This is a genomic window from Mucilaginibacter daejeonensis, assembly GCF_020783335.1.
Classification (GTDB): Bacteria; Bacteroidota; Bacteroidia; order Sphingobacteriales; family Sphingobacteriaceae; genus Mucilaginibacter; species Mucilaginibacter daejeonensis.
On sequence record NZ_CP086068.1, the window covers coordinates 4,383,618 to 4,401,771 of the forward strand.

An 18,154-nucleotide genomic window follows, 5' to 3' on the forward strand; every position below is an offset into this window, starting at 1 on the left:
CAAAGATAGCTTTTAAACGGCGGTCAGCCTTGTAGTATATGCAGATACTCGTCCCGGCTGATGAAGATAGCACCCATACTTTCGAGGTGTTCGGTATGTACCTGACAATCGATGAGCTCAAAACCACCGTTGAGACAAAGGTGAATGAGCGCGGTCTTAGAGGCGTTACTCACCTTACTGAACATGCTCTCGCCGCAGAACACCCTGCCGGTATCCACACCATACAGGCCGCCAACCAGCTCATCATCCTGCCAAACCTCGTAGGAATGTGCATGGCCATTACGGTTGAGCTCGATGTAGGCCTCCTTCATATCATCGGTTATCCAGGTACCGTCCTGACCTTCGCGGGGCATAGCCGAGCACGCCTCAATGACCTGCGGAAAAGCCTCATCTACAGTGACCTTGAACCTACCCGAACGCAGCACCTGCCGCATGCTTTTACTGACCTTGAGCTGCGATGGATACAGCACGAACCGCTCATGAGGCGAATACCACAGGATCGGGGTATCATCACTATACCAGGGGAATATGCCCTGACGGTAGGCCAGCAACAACCGCTCGACCGACAGATCACCGCCTACGGCGAGCAGACCATCAGGCTCGGCAAGGGCCGGGTCGGGGAATAAAAGGCGGTCGTCTAACCTGAAGATCATGCCGCAAATATAACAGGGAACGGTATATAACGTGATCTTATACCATGCGGCCGTGATCTGTTACATTTATGTGCATAACGCTGCCCTGCTTATCAACTGCTTGAAAATTCTTAATAATTACAGCTTTTTCTTGTTATTTCCGGAAATTCAAGCTTGTCGGAATGGTTAAAGCCAGCCTGTTTTGTTACATCTGTGAAACAGAAATGAAGTAGTGAAACAGCAGGTCGGTCGGCCAATTCGAACAACCTTATGCCTTTTTCCGGATCACCAGTTTTTTGTTCTGTGCACGGGTAATGGCGTCCATATATTGTTGCATTTCGGCGTATTTAGCGGCCGGGATCACGTGCTTATCCAGGTTGAACTTTACCGTACTGGTGAGCTCATTTTTGGCGGCATCGTACTTGTAGCTGGCATCATAGGTGCCGTAACTGAATTTTAGACTCACATTTTCAGGTACCGATTCAGCCTCGAAACCCTCGGGTAAACTGATCACCGTGGTACAGGCCTTTTGCATAGGATGATCAAAGTAAAAGTCGCCACGGCGCTTGTCTGTTACTGGCGGCGCGAATTGCCACAGGTCAAATACCCTCGGGCGGTAGAACTTCTTGTTACCGGCAGACAGCTCGGCAAAGGTATCGTACTCCAGATCAAAGTTCACTTCTTTAGTACCCGCACTATCGGCAGCTTCCTTGATATCGAACGCGGATGGTTGTTTAAAGTTGAGCGACCGGATCAGATAGGCCTTTTGCTGGTCCTGGCTAATGGTGGGCAATTCATCAACGAACAGGTCGCGGTAACCGCCCGTGCTCAGGATCTTCACTTTGGCCGTGGCGCCACCTTCCGGCGTCAGTTTGACCAAAACACGGCTATTGAACTGGTTATCGGCACGGGTGCTGCGTGGCGTATTCACCAGTTTGCCACCTTCCTCGGTAATGATCAGGGCGTTACGGTTCTCTGTAAATTCGCCCAATTTGCCAAAGGCGCTGGTGTTGCTGGTACATTCCAGCCAGGTGGTATCGCTTTTAAAAGGGATGCAAAGGATCACATGGTTAAAGGGTGAGGCCGGAAAATCAGCATCCACTGGCTCATCATTGGTACCGGAATTGATCACCGCGTAGTGCGACCGGATGCCGGCCGCTTTTAGCAAAGTGTACATGTAATTGGATAACGCTTTGCAATCACCATACTTGTTCTTATCAACAAATGATGCCGGGAATGGCTTTAATCCACCTATGCCCAACTGCACGCTAACATAACGCATGTTCTGCTGCATATAGGTGTATAGCGCTTTAGCCTTGTCCTTATCGTTGTTGTAAGGCTCTACCATTTTCCTGATCTCGGCCACGCGCTGCGCCGAAAGGTCGCAAACGTCGGCATTGAGGTCTTGCTGCCACTGGCCAAAACTTTTCCAGGTACTGATGTCGCCCGGCCGGCCAAAGTACTCGAACTTATCCGCCGCGAACATGATCCTTGGCTCTACCGACCAGTCGGGCACGTTGTCTTCATGTTCCTCGGCTTTCAGGTCCTTTACCTGCCAGGTGTAAACATCGTACTGACCTTGTTTTTCCTGATTAGGTACGATGTTGGTATTCTTGTTCTTGTACCTGAACTTAACTTCGGGCACAACCGATATGCGATAAGTGGAGTTCTGTACCGAGGTCTCGCGCGGACGCAGGCGCCACTGAAAAAGATCGATGTAGCTATTCATCGACATCTCATAGATCTTCTCGATGGTGATCGGGTAGCTGGCCACACTGTGCCGCAATGCCATAAAACGGCTATCGGTGATCATGGAGAACCCATCGGCGGCCGAGCGATCATACATATCGCTCTTGCTATATTTTTTGATGAGTTTGCCCTGCGCATCATACACCAGCATTTGAGCCGAGTTGATGCTGCTGAACTTTTTATCATAAGGCAGATACATGGATGCCGAGGCGTCTCCCTTTTCGTCCAATATGGTCACTATATCATGTGTACGAGCCACGATGTGGCCCGGGCCCGATACTTTCATATCCTCCAGTGAATAGCGTACCACCCGGTGAGCATCTTGTTTAAGCTGTTCGGGTATGGCCGATGCGAGGTAAAGATCCTTAGGAATATTTTTATCCTGGGCAATGGCCGTGTTCACGCATAACAAGGTCAGCGCGGCAAAAAATAGTTTTGAAGACATGATAGGGTCTATCCTTTTTTAAGTACTACCTGCTCGTTCAGCATCTCGTGCATCTTTTTATAGAACTCGCGCAGGTAAGGGTAATCCTCCTTAGGATAAAAGTTCTTCTTGTTGTTGATCTGGTAACGGATCAGCAAAGTACCGTCCTCCTGGGCCACTGTTCTATTGCACGATATGCTTTTGTCGGGCATCATCAGGCTTAGGCTTTTAGGCAGTGCATCGGTATGGTAACCAGCGGGTAGTTTGATCACCGTGGTCAGTGAGTAGGTATTGCAGTGGCCCAGATCAATGTTGCTCACCCTGTTCTCGGTGATGAACGGGTTGCTGCTCATACCCGAGAAGGGTATCGGGTTAAAGTAGATGTAATTATTGTCAGACCCGGTAAGTTCAAGCTTAAAGTTGATATTGTGATTGAGCGGCAAGCTATCCACATCAATGTTATCCATCTTTAATGAGGTAATGGTAAGGCTGTTGTTATTGCCACGCAGCTGATCGGTATACTTTTTCTCGCCGTTGGTCTTGAAGTTGGTCAAGCCGGCTAAACGCCCGTAGTTGAAGTTGCTGATCTGAGCGGTACCGCTCATGCGGCTATCTGCCGATATCTCGGCGTTAATGTAGGCCACATAGCGCTCAGGTACCTCATTGTCCACAAATTTAAGGTCGTACCTCTTATTATCCTTATCGACCCACAGGGCGTGCGAATTCAATACCTCGTCGGGTATATCCAGGTGGCTGTTATACTTGTTGGTGGCATCAAGCACATAATACTTGGTACTATCTACCGGTACGTAAACCACTGCACGGTTGAATTGATACAGGAACGAGAACGCCGGGTTCACTTTACCGTGCGAGCGGGTGCTCACCAGCATAGGATATGACCTTACGCCGCTTTGCTTAAGCAGGTGATAAAGGATCAGGTTCACTTCAGTAGAGTTACCTGTTTTCTTTTCCCATGCCTTTACGGTTCCGTCATTAGTATACCAGCGGTCGATGCCGTTCCATTTCATGGCGTTCTTTACCTCACCGAACAGGTAAGCTATCTTTTGTCCGTCGGTCTTCAGCGCTTTGGCCTTGGTGATCAGCTCTTCCTCGCCGGCCAGTTTACGCCTTAACTGCGAGCCAAAATCTTCGTGATCGGCCAGTATGCTACCTACCTTGGCCCAGGTGTCTGAAAATGATTGGGTGAAACCTGCCGGTGGTTGGAAGTGTACCAGTTGAAAATAGATCGTGCGGGTATTATCTACCTCTGAGCTCATGTACGGCTCCTTGATCATGGAAGGTACATCGTCCATCACGTACAACTCCTTATCCTCGTTAAGCATCACTGCATTGGTAGCACTGCCTGTAGTGATGGAGCGCGTTACCTTACTGGTTAAATGTTGGGTAAATGGCGCGTAGTTGCGCTGCTGGGTACGGAAGATGAACCACTCGGGTATGGTGGTGATCAGTTCGCTGTGTTTGACCGGGATGGTCTCCTGGAAGGCCCAATCGGGTATGCTGCTTAATGAATTTACGGTACGGCGGTATTTGTACTCGATCACCGATCCGGCCTTAACGTTCGGGAACGAAAAGATCATGGCCATTAGGTTCTTGTCCACGTTCTCGGTATACACCTGCTTTTTATCAAGCTTGGTCACCTCTACCTTGTCATTGTTCAGGTTAAAGATCTCGGCCTGCAGGTTGGTGATGTACTCATAACGGTTACCACCATAATATTCTATACGGATGTCGCCCTGCTTTTTGCCTGCATCGGTCAGTATCTTGATGCGCTTGTGGTATTCCACAACGATGTTAAAAGACTCATCGTAATAAACATCGCCTTTACTGAAAAGCACCATGGCGTTGGCGTCCTTCTCAAAGTCGCATGTCTTCATTTCAAGGTCGGCCTTGTCGATCTTGCCGAAAGCAGGTGTGTGGGATTCGATCTTTTGTTGTCCAAAAGACAGCGCGGTGCTCAATAGCAACACCGCAAGAGGCATTAGGGTACGCTTCATGTGATAAGGAATGATCGTACCAAATTACAAAGTTTTAAAAACTTTCAAAACAATTATACTACTTGATCTGTAAATGCGTTCTATTAAGTACGTCAAAAAATTATTCCCGTCGATCAAACCTTTAGCTCTGCTGGCCGTCGAAGTATAAATAAGCTGATCTATAGCTTCTGAACACACTCCTCTTTATTGATATAAATTTAACATGGCCACACTTGTTAACGATGCGGTAATAGCGCAACTTTACAATTGAGCATAGCATGTTACGTTAATGAACATCAACATATACAGTTCTACTGACCATAACTGTTATATATGGACAATTCGAAGCAAATAAAGCATTTGTATGCACGGGCCGGCTTTGGCATCGACCTTACCGACCTGCATCAGCAGCGCAACTGGAGCCCTAAAAAGGCACTCAAAAAGCTGTTCAAGGATTCGGAAACGATCACCCCGCTACAAGCCGTGACCGAGAACCTCGACATCACCTTTGGCTCGCGCAAGGATGCCACAGAAGAGGAGCGCAAGATGTTGCAGGAGAAACGCAACCAGCAGGAAAAGGCGCTCAATGCTGCCTGGATGCTGCAAATGAGCAACACCAAGGCTCAACTGCGCGAAAAGCTCACCTTGTTTTGGCATAACCACTTTGCCTGTAACATTGGCAACTATTATTATCAGCAACAGCTAAATAACATACAGCGCAAGCATGCTCTGGGCAACTTCAAGACCTTGCTGGTCGAGGTATCGCAGTCGCCCGCCATGCTGCAGTTCCTGAACAATCAACAGAATTACAAAGGCCACCCCAACGAGAACTTTGCCCGCGAGCTGATGGAGCTTTTCACACTGGGCAGGGGGCATTATACTGAGCAAGACATCAAGGAATCGGCCAGGGCCTTTACCGGCTGGGCTTATAACGGCAAGACCGGCGACTTTACCTTTCGCCCGGGTAGTCATGACAACAAGCCCAAGACCTTCATGGGCCGCACCGACAACTTTTGCGGCGAGGATATTATCGATATCATCCTCGATAATAAGCAAACGGCCAAATACATCAGCACCAAATTGTACCGCTACCTGGTGAACGAGATCCCTGACGAAGGGCACGTGAACCAGATGGCCGACGTTTTTTACAACAACAAATATGAGATAGCTCCGCTGCTGGAGTTCGTGCTCACGGCCGACTGGTTCTACGAGGATAAGAACGTTGGCAATCTGATCCGCTCGCCGGTGGAGCTTTTGGTGGGGCTCGACCGCAGGTTCTATATCACTTACAATAACCCCGATGTGCTGCTGCAATTTCAGCGTACGCTGGGGCAGGTATTGTTCCGTCCGCCCAATGTGGCCGGCTGGCCGGGTGGCCGCAACTGGATCGACAGTTCATCGCTCATGTACCGCATGAAGATACCATCGACCATTTTGAACGCCGGCGTGATCGATTTTGCGGGCAAGGCCACCCCTGAGGATGAGGCCTATTTGGCATCACAGCGCAAGCAGCAGTTCAATGTGATCAAACGCGTGCAGGCCCAGCCTGATTGGAACAAGTTCTTGCAGGGAGTGCCGCTCAAGATATCGCACGAAGAACTTGCGCAATACCTGCTGGAGCCGCCGATCAATGCCCGCATCAAGGCCGAGGTGGATGCCGCACCGGATATTAAAACACTGGTGATCCAGTTGGTAAGCACGCCTGAGTATCAGTTATGTTAGTTATAGGTTGAGCAGTTGAACGGTGAGTGGTTAAGTGGTTATCGAACCACTCACTATTCACTACTTCGCCGCTCACTAAAGTGAAACGCTATGAAACGCAGAGATTTTTTAAAGACCAGCACCCTCGCCTCCAGCGCCCTGCTGATACCTGCTTTTTTAAAACCTTTTGAAGGTTTTGCCATGGATGCCATCACCGGCCACAAGAACCTGGTGATCATTCAGCTATCGGGTGGTAATGATGGTTTGAACACCGTAGTGCCCTTTGGCAACGACATATATTACCAAAAGCGAAAAAGCATTGCCATTGCCAATACCGATGTGGTGAAGCTTAACGATATGCAGGGCCTCAACCCTGCCCTGGGCGCACTAAAGGAAATTTACGACCAGGGATGGATGAGCGTGATCAACTCGGTGGGCTACCCTAATCCCGACCGGTCACACTTCCGCTCCATGGATATATGGCAAACCGCCAGCGATGCCAACGAGTTCCTGACCACCGGCTGGATCGGCCGCTATCTTGATTCCAACTGCCAAACCTGTAAGGATCCGTATACGGCCATTGAGGTGGACGATACCCTTTCATTGGCCATGAAAGGCAAGAACATGAAAGGCATTGCCGTTCAGGACCCTAATAAATTATACCAAACCACCCGCGAGCCGTTTTTCAAGGACCTGGTTCACGGCCCTGAAGATGCCCACTTGCACGAGGATAACTTAGGCTACCTGTACAAGACCATGATCGAGACCTATTCATCGGCCGATCACATTCAAAATACTTCCAAGATCTACAACGTAACGGCACCCTACCCTGCCACGGGCCTGGCCAACCAGTTGCGCACGGTATCCAAATTCATCAACTCAGGGCTCGAAACGCGCATCTACTATGTGTCATTAGGCGGATTTGACACCCACGTGGGGCAGCAGGCACAACAAGGTCGTCAGCTTAAGATCTATGGTGACGCGGTAGCGGCCTTTGTGAAGGACCTAAAGCAGACCGGCAAACTGGACGATACCCTGATCATGACCTTTAGCGAATTTGGCCGCCGCGTAGAGCAGAACGCCAGTAACGGCACCGACCATGGCACCGCCAACAATGTGTTCCTGTTCGGCGGTAAGCTCAGTAAGGCCGGTATATACAACGATGCTCCCGACCTGCAGAACCTTGACAACGGCGACCTTAAATACCAGGTGGATTTCAGAGATGTTTACGCTACCCTGTTGAATAAGTGGTTAGACGTTGATAACGCCAGCATATTGAACAAGAATTTTGCCGGATTGAACCTGGTATGACCTTGGCCTTCTTGAATTGATAGTGGTCACTTAAGGATCGACGATCATCAAGTGATCCGATTTCTATCAAAAGCCTTGCATATTTACTAATTTATTTAGCAAATTTGTTGTATGGCTTTTGAGCGGAACGATGAATTTTTCAAGGGGCGGGGAGCGCAGGTCAATACGCACAATAAGTTCTTGGCCAACAGGTACATCGCTGAGCACATCGAGGGGCTGGACGAGCCGCTTTTGCACAATAGCCGTACGCAATTATTCCACGAGAATCCGAAGACCATCGTTAGCAAGTCGAACAGTCCTGACCTGAGCCACATGCACTCGATCAACCCATACCAGGGCTGCGAACATGGCTGCATCTATTGCTACGCCCGCAACAGCCACGAGTACTACGGCTTTAGTGCCGGGCTCGATTTTGAACGCAAGATCATCGTTAAACATAACGCTCCCGAACTGCTGGAAGACTATTTTAACAAACGCCGTTACGAGCCGGTGCCCATCGTGCTTTCGGGCAATACGGATTGCTACCAACCCATCGAGCGTGACCTCAAGATTACACGGCGCCTGCTGGAGATATTTTTGCAGTACCGCCACCCGGTGAGTATCATCACTAAGAACAACCTGATCCTGCGCGATCTGGACATCGTGACCCAACTGGCCAAGCTCAACCTGATCCATGTCAATGTATCCATCACCACGCTGGATGAGCAGCTACGCCAAAAGCTCGAACCCCGCACCGTGACCTCCATAGGCCGGCTCACCACCATTGAGAAACTGGCTCGCAACGGTGTACCCGTACGGGTCATGACCGCGCCCATCATCCCCGGGTTGAACAGCAATGAGGTACCCGGCATCATCAAGGCCGCTGCTAACAGGGGGGCGGTATCTGCCGGGTTCACCATGGTAAGGCTGAACGGTTCTATTGCCGAGATCTTTACCGACTGGCTGCACAAGACCTTCCCCGACCGGGCCGAAAAAGTACTGAACCTGATCCGCGAATGCCATGATGGCAAGCTGAATGACAGCGACTTCGGCCGCCGCATGAGCGGCGATGGCGAGGTCGCGGCATCCATACATCAGCTGTACCGCATGGCCTGCAAAAAATACCTGGCCGACCGCGAGATGCCAGGCTATGACCTTACCATCTTCACGCCAAAGACCGGACGGCAGGTAACGATGTTCTGATCCGACTTGTTAAACTCACATTACATCGCTAACTTCAGGTAACTTAACCAATAACCATTATGACCTTTAAGAATGCGATCAGCTGGTTCGAGATACCGGCAGTTGAAATTGAAAGAGCTCAACATTTTTATGAGACCATTTTTGATATGAAAATGGAATTCATGGACTTTGATGGCTACAAAATGGCCATGTTCCCGATCGAAGACCCGATGAACGGGGTGGGCGGCGCCCTATGCCAAATATCTGACTTTCACCAACCATCTGCCAACAGCGGCACCATGATCTATTTGAACGCTAACCCTGATGTTAGCTTGGTATTGAATAAGGTAGAAGCTGCCGGCGGCAAAGTGATATCACCTAAAACGGAGATATCGCCAGAGTACGGCTACATGGGTGTTTTTCTCGATACCGAGGGCAACCGCGTGGCACTGCACTCGGTTCCTGAAAAATATTTGTGAAAGTAGCTTTGGTGTATGCTGAGCCTGTCGAGCCACTGTCATTGTTTAGATGCTTCTACAGGCTCACACATTTTTATGACCTACTGTTGCAAAATGTAATAGCTACCCGTAAAGGTTAAATAACAACAATTATGAGAACCTTTATCAAGATCACTTTCATTATCATGCTGTTCAGCGTGGTAAGCGCCTGTAAGAAGGACAAGTTGAATACCACATCTTTGACCGGGAAATGGAAACTCACAGAACGATCATACAGCACAGGCGGACCTATGGTCACTGAAAAAGTGTCGGGCAACCAATACGTTCATTTTAAAGCTGACGGCAAATTTGAAAGTGACCATATAACCGGTTACGTGAGCTACAAGATCACCGATGGCGGCAAGGTGGACCTATACAAAACCGATGGCACCATTTTCACCTATGCCTATGGTTTTGATGACAACAAACTGTTCATGAGCCCAAGAACTGCGATATGTGTAGAAGGCTGTAGCACCGGCTACGCTAAATTGTCTGACCGTTAAAAGTGCCTATGCAGGCACCCCTACGCCGATCTCGCTCAACAGGTCAACTGCTTCATCGATGCTCATCACACCTTCCACACTAATGCGGAGGGTGTTCTTGACCTCTTTCATGTTCACCTTACGCGGGTTGTTCTTCACAAATTGCAGCACCTGCATAAAGGCTACCGACTCAAAATACTGAGATTGCTGGTTAGTTAAAAAGTAGCCACGCAGCACGTTCTTCTTAAGCGATATCTTTTCGAAGCCAATGGCCTTGCCTAACCATTGCAGGCGGATGGTGTTGAACAGGTCCTTCACCTGCAGAGGCACCGGCCCAAAGCGATCGGCCAGTTGTTTTTCAAAGGCCATCAGCTCGGTCTCGTTCTCCAGCTTTGATATCTCGGTGTACAGGTTATAACGCTCGGTCAGGTTGGTCACATACTCATCGGGGATCAGGATCTCCATATCGGTATCGATCTGGGTAAAGGTGATGAACGGCCGCGGCTTTTCATCCTTGAACACCTCCTTGAACTCTTCGTCCTTCAGCTCCTGAATGGCCTCGTCCAGTATCTTGTGATACATCTCAAAACCTATCTCGGCAATAAAGCCGCTTTGCTCGGCACCCAGCAGATTACCGCTACCACGTATATCGAGGTCGCGCATGGCCACGTTGAAACCGCTACCCAACTCGCTAAACTCCTCTATAGCGCTCAAACGCTTGCGCGCCTCAGAGGTCAAGGTCGATAGCGGCGGACTCAACAAGTAGCAGAACGCCTTTTTATTGCTACGCCCCACGCGGCCACGCATCTGGTGCAGATCGCTAAGGCCGAACATGTGGGCATGGTTAATGATGATGGTATTGGCATTAGGGATATCCAAACCGGCCTCAATAATGGTGGTGGCCACCAGCACATCGTACTCATGGTTCACAAATTTGAGCATCACATCCTCCAGGTCATCACCCTCTAACTGCCCGTGAGCTATGCCTATACGAGCCTTAGGTACCAGTTTGCGGATCAATCCACCCAATTGCGGCAGATCGGCCACGCGGTTATGGATGAAGAATATCTGCCCACCGCGATCGATCTCATATTCCACAGCTTCTTTGATCAGCGTGTCATTAAAAACGTGTAACTCGGTCACCACCGGTTGCCGGTTAGGCGGTGGTGTGGATATGATGGAAAGGTCACGCGCGCCCATGAGCGAAAAGTGCAGGGTACGCGGTATAGGCGTTGCGGTAAGCGTCAGCGTATCTACATTGGCACGCATGGCCTTAAGTTTCTCTTTGGTGGCCACACCAAATTTCTGCTCCTCATCAATGATCATTAACCCCAGGTCTTTGAACTTCACATCCTTGCTCACCAAACGGTGCGTACCAATGATGATGTCCAGTTTACCCTCAGCCAGTTTGGCCAATGAGTCCTTGATCTGTTTGTTGGTCTTAAAGCGGTTAATAAAATCGATGTTGGCCGGGAAACCTTTGAGCCTATCGCTAAAGGTCTTGTAATGTTGCGCTGCTAAAATAGTGGTAGGCACCAATACGGCAACTTGTTTACTATCAGCCACGGCCTTGAAGGCCGCCCTTATGGCCACCTCCGTTTTACCAAATCCCACGTCGCCACAAATAAGGCGGTCCATCGGGTGCGGCGATTCCATGTCCTTCTTGAGGTCGTTGGTCGCTTTTTCCTGATCTGGGGTATCCTCGTAAATAAAGCTAGCTTCCAACTCGGTCTGCAAATAGCTATCGGGCGAGAACGCGTTACCTTGCTTGGTCTTGCGTATGGCGTACAACTTGATCAGGTCGCGCGCTATGTCTTTAACTTTTTTTTTTGTGGTCTTCTTCAGCCGCTCCCAGGTGTCGGTACCCAACTTGTTCATTTTAGGAACCGAACCCTCCTTACCGCTGAACTTAGAGATGCGGTTAAGCGAGTTGATGTTGACATAAAGCAGGTCATTATCGGCGTAGATCAGCCTGATCATTTCCTGCATCTTGCCGTTCACCTCCACTTTTTCGAGGCCGGCATACTTGCCTATGCCGTGATCGATGTGCGTCACATAATCGCCCGGTTTAAGGTCACGCAGTTCTTTCAGGGTGATCGCTTGCGAGCGCTGATAGCCTTTGCGCAGTTTGTATTTATAATAGCGGTCAAATATTTGGTGGTCGGTATAGCAGGCCAGTTTCTGTTCACGATCAATAAAGCCTTCCCGCACGCTCACGTGGATGGGTGTGAACTTTACGGTCTTGTCCAGATCGTCGAATATGGCGTACAGGCGCTCTACCTGTTTGGTACTATCGGTAAAGATCAGGTTCTCGATGTGCTCTATATCATTGTTCTTGATATTGTGGATGAGCAGCTGAAAATCCTTATTGAACGATGGCTGTGGACGGATATCGAAATTGAGCGTATGATCGGCGTTGTAGAAGAACTGCTTACCGAACTCGATCACGGCAAAATCATGCAGCTGATCAGCGATCAGTTTTTCATCAGTAAAAGCGAATTTCGGGTCTATCCAATCCGGGTTCTGGTTCTTTTCCTCAGCCGATAGGGCTTTCCATAATTGGGTGGCCTTTTTAAAGCCATCGCGGATGATGTCGAAAGTGAACTGCACATCACGTATCCAAACCTGGGTGTCACGCTCTACATATTCCAACAGCGAGATATTGTTCTCGGTCAGGAACTTTGATTGAACGTTAGGCACGATGGTGATCGCCTTGACCCTTTCTGCAGATAATTGGCTTTCTATCTCAAAAGTACGGATGGATTCGATGTGATCGCCAAAGAACTCCACGCGGTAAGGCAGATCATGCGAAAAGGAGAAGATATCCACGATACCGCCTCTGATCGAGAATTGGCCCGGCTCATAAACAAAATCAACACGTTCAAAATCATACTCGATCAGGAACTCGTTGATGAAATCGATGCTTAATTTATTGTCAACACTTATCTCAAGCGTGTTCTTCTCCAGCGATGAACGGTCGATCACCTTTTCGGCCAGGGCCTCAGGGTAACTCACAATGATCTGTCCATACTCGGTGGAGTGGTTCAGTTCGTTCAACACCTCGGCTCGGGCCAGTACATTGCTGGCATCAGGCTGCGTGAACTCAAAAGCTTTGCGGTACGAGGATGGGAACAGCAATACTTCTTTACCGGTCAAGTTCTCCAGATCGGCCTGAAAGTAGCTTGCCTCCTCCCTGTCGGGCAGTACGAATAGCTGATGTTTATGCTGTAAAAAGTACAACGCAACGGCAATGGTGGCATCGCTCGAGCCTACCAATCCGCGCAGTTGTATACGAGGATTACGCGAGCTGTTGAGTGCCTGAGCCAGTTGAGTGACCCTGTTGTCGGTCTTGTACCTTTCTAATATATCACGAATGTTCAAAACAATGCAAATGTAAACCCCGTGCCGCCTAAAGGGGAATGTTTTGGAAATTAATTTTCAGCAGAACTACCGATGATCAAAAAAGTTTCGGTGCCAGATATACCTGACAAGTTATCTAAAAAACTCCCTCGGGTAAGTATGATAAGCAAACAATTAAGTATTAATGATCCTTTTAAACACATAATCACTCAAAACAAATAGTCAACTTAACCAAATAGAACCATGAAGAATGCATTTTTATCAGGGCTCATCATTGGCGTACTGAGCGGCCTTTGGCTGTTCATCATGCGGTGGGCCGGCTATACCACTTTTAACGATCAGGTAGCACCTATAGAATATGTTTCGATACTGATCCCGGTGATCGGCGTATTTTGGGGCTTGTGGAGCTATCGCGAACAAGACCTGGGCGGCAGGATGGGCTTTTTAGAAGGCCTGATCCAAAGCTTTAAGATACTGATCATTGGCGGCCTGCTTGCAGGTTTCTTTGGCGTAGTGTATATCAACTACGTAGAAGCAGGCTCAAATTTCCGCGATTTTTCGGGCCGATTATTTGGCGCATTGCTCATCGGTGTGCTATCTTCATTGGCGGCAACATTGCTGCTCATGAACAAGTCGAACCACAGCGTTGATTGATCTACTCAAAAAGAACATTGAACTGATATTCTGGACAGCGGCCATCCTTGCGTTGGCCGCTGCTGATCCTTCGGCACAGCCACATTACACAATTTGCGTGTTCAAGCTGGCTGGTATCAACTGGTGCCCGGGCTGCGGCCTGGGCCATTCTATTTCATGGCTTTTGCACGGCGATATAGCTGCATCGTTGAAAGCACACTGGCTCGGCATACCTGCGTTGGCAATAATTTTTTGGCGTACCGGCCAATTATTGAAACGGATGGCTATCTTTAAAGCATCACAAAACTACGAACCATCATGAACCAAAATCCTTTCGTTATACTGCCAGGTATCACCCCCGAAGAACTTTCATTCCTTCAGCAAGCAACAGCCGGCCTGAGCGAAGTGCAGTTGAACAGTTTCAAATTTATTTATCAAGGCAAACGCCGCAGTCCGCAAGACATTTTATTGTTCACACTGATCGGGTTCGTAGGCGTAGCCGGTGTTCAACGCTTTATGATCGGCCAGATCGGCATGGGCATCATTTACATCCTTACCGCTGGTTTTTGTATGATCGGTACCATTGTGGATCTGATCAACCACAAAAACCTCGCTAACGAGTATAATGCACAAATGGCCATGGAAAGCGTACAAATGGTACAGATGGGGACGTTTTAGACCCCCTCTAGATCTCCCCCAAGGGGGAGACTTGAAGATCAGCAACTAAAATATCAACCTACAAATAGAAGTCCTCCCCCTCGGGGAGGGTTGGGTGGGGTTATGAAATTATATCAATTGACCACATACCTGGAAAGTATAGCACCGCTGGCTTACCAGGAAGATTACGATAACTCGGGCCTGATCGTGGGCAGCGGTGACCAGGAGATCAGCCAGGCGCTCATCTCGTTAGATTGCACCGAAGAGGTGGTGGACGAGGCTATCCGCACCGGTTGCGAGCTGATCATCTCACACCATCCGATCGTTTTTAAGGGACTAAAGCGTTTCAATGGCAAAAGCTATGTGGAGCGTGTAGTACAAAAGGCTATCAGGCATGATATCGCCCTTTACGCCATCCACACCAACTTAGATAACGTGACCGGCGGGGTCAACGCCCGCATTGCCCAAACGCTGGGTTTGCAGAACACGCGTATACTGGCAGCCAAGCAAGGGCTGTTAAAAAAGCTGGTGACCTACGTTCCGTTAAGCCATGCTGATGCCGTGCGCAGCGCACTTTTTGAGGCCGGCGCAGGCAACATTGGTAACTACAGCGAATGCAGCTTTAATGCTGAGGGAACCGGCACCTTTAAAGGTAACGAACATACCGACCCGTATGTGGGCATACCAGGCCAGCAACACCAGGAGGCCGAGGTACGCATTGAGACCGTTTACCCGGCGCACCTGGAAAGCAAGATACTGATGGCGCTGGTATTAACTCACCCTTATGAGGAAGTGGCCTATGACCTTTACCTGCTCACCAACAAGCACCAGCAGGTAGGCTCAGGCATGGTGGGCGAGCTGGAAGCGCCAATGAGCGAGACCGACTTTTTACGGCATCTGAAAGGCGCCATGCGTGCCGATGTGGTTAAGCATACCGCGTTACTGAACCGCACCGTAAAAAAGGTAGCGGTTTGCGGGGGATCGGGAGGCTTTTTACTGAAGCAAGCGATCGCCGCCGGTGCCGATGTGTTTGTGACCGCCGACTATAAGTATCATGAATATTTTGATGCCGAAGGAAAGATCGTGATCGCCGACATTGGGCACTTTGAAAGTGAGCAATTTACACAGCACCTATTGTATGAAATAATACAGAAAAAATTTAGTAACTTTGCGGTCCGTTTAACAGAAATTAATACAAACCCCATAAAATATTTTATTTGATGGAACAAACCGTAGAACAAAAGCTGAAAGCTTTATATGACCTACAAACTATCCATACCAAGATCGACAGGATACGCCAGGTAAGAGGTGAGCTGCCAATGGAAGTTGCTGACCTTGAAGATGACGTAGCCGGCCTGGAGACCCGTATCCAGAAAATAAAGAACGAGCTTGACGATCTTGAGGACGATATCGTTACCCGCAAGAACCTGATCCGTGATGCTCAGGCCAACATCAAAAAATATGAGGGCCAACTTTCAGAAGTTAAGAACAACCGTGAGTATGACGCTATCTCGAAAGAGATCGAGATACAAGGACTTGATATACAGGTAAGCGAGAAAAAGATCCGTGAGTATGGTTTCGAGATCAGCTCAAAAACTCAGATCTATGACAAGGCCATGGCCGACCTTGAAGGCCGCCGTACCGACCTGGAAGCTAAAAAAGAAGAATTAGGCACCATTACCGCCGAAACTGAAAAAGAAGAGAACGAACTGACCGCTCAGGCCGAAGCTGCAAAGCAGAACATTGAGGAGCGTTTACTTACTGCCTACAGCCGGCTACGCGGTAACGCCAAGAACGGTTTGGCCGTAGTGACCATTCAGCGTGATTCATGCTCAGGTTGCTTTAACCAGATCCCGCCTCAACGTCAGGCTGATATCCGTCAGCGCAAAAAGATCATCGTTTGCGAACATTGCGGACGTATCTTGGTTGATGAACAAATGGCGCTCGAAGAAGAGAACGCATAACATCAGTACCCAAAATATTGAAGAAGTTATAAGGCGCCTGCATCAGGCGCCTTTTTTTGTACATGAAGAGATACATCTTACCCCTCGTTCTTTTTTTACTCGCCGGTCACCGGGCTTCCGCTAATTTTGATATTAATGCCAACTGCCTGCAGGCGTATAAAAATATCCTGAGCTTTAAGCTCAAAGCTGCACGCACGCTTATCGACCGCGAAAAAGCCGCTCACCCCCAAAATGGCTTTGCCATACTGCTCGATAATTATTACGACTATTTCTGGCTGCTTACCACCGAGAGCAAGACCGATTACGACCGCCTGAAAGAGAACCGCTCAAGCCGTATCGACCGGTTAGAGGACGAGGATAAGAACTCTCCCTACTACAACTTTGCCCTGGCCCAGGTGAACCTGCAATGGGCACTCATGAACAGCCGCTTTGGCGATAATACCGCCGCAGGCTTTGCCATTAACCGGGCATTTAAACTGCTCAAAGAAAACCAGAAGAAGTTCCCTGGTTTTCTACCCAACGATGTACCGCTGGGGGTGGTGAACGTAGCGCTGGGCGCCCTGCCTGACGGTGCACTCAAAAGCGCATTGAATCTGTTCGGCATCAAAGGCAACATCGAGAACGGAATGACGCTGTTACAAAACGCCACCAACAAGCTTTTACGGACCGATCAGGCATACTTTTATGATGAAGCGGTGTTCTATACCACTTACCTGCAAACCGACGTAGTGAACGACCCACAGGCGTACTCCAAGATGCTTCAGTATACCTCGCACATGGATGACGCCAGCTTATTGAAAGGCTACATTAAAGGCTACGTGGCCTTGCGTACCGGGCATAGCACCGAAGCGATCAGCTTTTTTGACAAATCTCCTGACGGTGCCGACTACCAGTCATACCCTTATCTGGATTATCTCTCGGCACTGGCCCGCATGAATATTGACGACCATTCAGCGATCAACTATTTCAATAAGTTCCTGCAAACCAATAAAGGCGTAAACTTCATTAAAGATACCTACCTGCACCTGGCATGGGATGCCTTGCTGGATGGAAACGTTAAACGCTACAATGCCTTTGTCCAGTTGGTCAAGACCAAAGGCTACATCTATAACGAACGCGATAAACGCGCCCTCACCGAAATCGCCGACCCGCAATATGACCCTGCCTTGCTGCGTGCCCGTTTGTGGTACGATGGTGGCTTGTATGAAAAGGCATTGAACCTACTGAAGAATAAAGATGCTGCATCCTTTAACACCACGCATGACAAGGCCGAATATTTTTACCGCCTGGGGCGAGTGTATGATGCATTGAAAAAGGACAGCAACGCACTGAGCAGCTACCAGCAGGCCATTAGTGCGGGAAAAGGTACCAAGTACTATTTTGCGCCAATGTCGGCCTTAAAGATGGGCAACGTGTATGAGGACATGAAGGATACTGCGCGAGCCATAACCTATTATCAAATGGCGATCAGCTTTAAAGATCATCAACAAGAGAACAGCATCGAACAGCGAGCCAAAGAAGGCTTGAAGCGTTTGAAGAAGTGATCTGACGACCAGCTCCCATCAAATATAAAGCGCCTGCCGGACGAA

General features: G+C 49.0%; 15 protein-coding genes. 11 read left to right on the plus strand and 4 right to left on the minus strand.

Annotated elements, in window-relative coordinates; genetic code table 11:
- Positions 1 to 23: 23 nt before the first annotated feature.
- The 3 genes from aat to LLH06_RS18835 form a co-directional block, all read right to left on the minus strand.
- Positions 24 to 653, minus strand: coding sequence for a leucyl/phenylalanyl-tRNA--protein transferase (gene aat, locus LLH06_RS18825; RefSeq protein WP_228170837.1), 630 nt, complete (start codon positions 651 to 653; stop codon positions 24 to 26).
- A 247-nt stretch (positions 654 to 900) separates the two neighbouring features.
- Entirely contained in the window at positions 901 to 2,826 is a 1,926-nt protein-coding gene (locus tag LLH06_RS18830; RefSeq protein ID WP_228170838.1) for a DUF3857 domain-containing protein, read from the minus strand.
- An 8-nt stretch (positions 2,827 to 2,834) separates the two neighbouring features.
- Positions 2,835 to 4,820 (minus strand): DUF3857 domain-containing protein, encoded by a 1,986-nt coding sequence (locus tag LLH06_RS18835; RefSeq protein WP_228170839.1) that lies wholly within the window; start codon positions 4,818 to 4,820, stop codon positions 2,835 to 2,837.
- 312 nt (positions 4,821 to 5,132) lie between these two features.
- Here LLH06_RS18835 and LLH06_RS18840 point away from each other — a divergent pair, with 312 nt between their 5' ends.
- The 5 genes from LLH06_RS18840 to LLH06_RS18860 all read left to right on the plus strand — a co-directional run bounded on the left by LLH06_RS18840 (position 5,133) and on the right by LLH06_RS18860 (position 9,972).
- Positions 5,133 to 6,521 (plus strand): DUF1800 domain-containing protein, encoded by a 1,389-nt coding sequence (locus LLH06_RS18840; RefSeq protein ID WP_228170840.1) that lies wholly within the window; start codon positions 5,133 to 5,135, stop codon positions 6,519 to 6,521.
- Positions 6,522 to 6,611: 90 nt separating this feature from the next.
- Entirely contained in the window at positions 6,612 to 7,811 is a 1,200-nt protein-coding gene (locus LLH06_RS18845; protein WP_228170841.1) for a DUF1501 domain-containing protein, read from the plus strand.
- 111 nt (positions 7,812 to 7,922) lie between these two features.
- Positions 7,923 to 8,993, plus strand: a complete 1,071-nt coding sequence (locus LLH06_RS18850; RefSeq protein WP_228170842.1) for a PA0069 family radical SAM protein — start codon at positions 7,923 to 7,925, stop codon at positions 8,991 to 8,993.
- A 59-nt stretch (positions 8,994 to 9,052) separates the two neighbouring features.
- A complete protein-coding gene (locus tag LLH06_RS18855) occupies positions 9,053 to 9,451 on the plus strand; it encodes a VOC family protein (protein WP_228170843.1) in 399 nt (132 codons plus the stop codon).
- 131 nt (positions 9,452 to 9,582) lie between these two features.
- On the plus strand, positions 9,583 to 9,972 hold the full coding sequence (locus LLH06_RS18860; RefSeq protein WP_228170844.1) for a hypothetical protein: 390 nt from the start codon (positions 9,583 to 9,585) through the stop codon (positions 9,970 to 9,972).
- A 6-nt stretch (positions 9,973 to 9,978) separates the two neighbouring features.
- Here LLH06_RS18860 and mfd read toward each other — a convergent pair whose 3' ends face one another.
- Positions 9,979 to 13,332, minus strand: a complete 3,354-nt coding sequence (gene mfd / locus LLH06_RS18865) for a transcription-repair coupling factor (RefSeq protein WP_228170845.1) — start codon at positions 13,330 to 13,332, stop codon at positions 9,979 to 9,981.
- Between the two features lie 222 nt (positions 13,333 to 13,554).
- Here mfd and LLH06_RS18870 point away from each other — a divergent pair, with 222 nt between their 5' ends.
- The 6 genes from LLH06_RS18870 (at position 13,555) to LLH06_RS18895 (ending at position 18,109) form a co-directional block, all read left to right on the plus strand.
- A complete protein-coding gene (locus LLH06_RS18870; RefSeq protein ID WP_228170846.1) occupies positions 13,555 to 13,965 on the plus strand; it encodes a DUF4199 domain-containing protein in 411 nt (136 codons plus the stop codon).
- Positions 13,958 to 14,266 (plus strand): DUF2752 domain-containing protein, encoded by a 309-nt coding sequence (locus LLH06_RS18875; RefSeq protein WP_228170847.1) that lies wholly within the window; start codon positions 13,958 to 13,960, stop codon positions 14,264 to 14,266. Before LLH06_RS18870 ends, LLH06_RS18875 begins: the two co-directional genes overlap by 8 nt.
- Positions 14,263 to 14,622: a TM2 domain-containing protein gene (locus LLH06_RS18880; protein WP_228170848.1), complete on the plus strand. Its 360-nt coding sequence runs from the start codon at positions 14,263 to 14,265 to the stop codon at positions 14,620 to 14,622. Before LLH06_RS18875 ends, LLH06_RS18880 begins: the two co-directional genes overlap by 4 nt.
- Before the next feature lie 102 nt (positions 14,623 to 14,724).
- Positions 14,725 to 15,822: a Nif3-like dinuclear metal center hexameric protein gene (locus LLH06_RS18885; protein ID WP_228170849.1), complete on the plus strand. Its 1,098-nt coding sequence runs from the start codon at positions 14,725 to 14,727 to the stop codon at positions 15,820 to 15,822.
- Positions 15,822 to 16,565, plus strand: a complete 744-nt coding sequence (locus LLH06_RS18890; protein WP_228170850.1) for a zinc ribbon domain-containing protein — start codon at positions 15,822 to 15,824, stop codon at positions 16,563 to 16,565. Before LLH06_RS18885 ends, LLH06_RS18890 begins: the two co-directional genes overlap by 1 nt.
- Positions 16,566 to 16,627: 62 nt before the next feature.
- Positions 16,628 to 18,109, plus strand: a complete 1,482-nt coding sequence (locus LLH06_RS18895; RefSeq protein ID WP_228170851.1) for a tetratricopeptide repeat protein — start codon at positions 16,628 to 16,630, stop codon at positions 18,107 to 18,109.
- Positions 18,110 to 18,154: the final 45 nt, after the last annotated feature.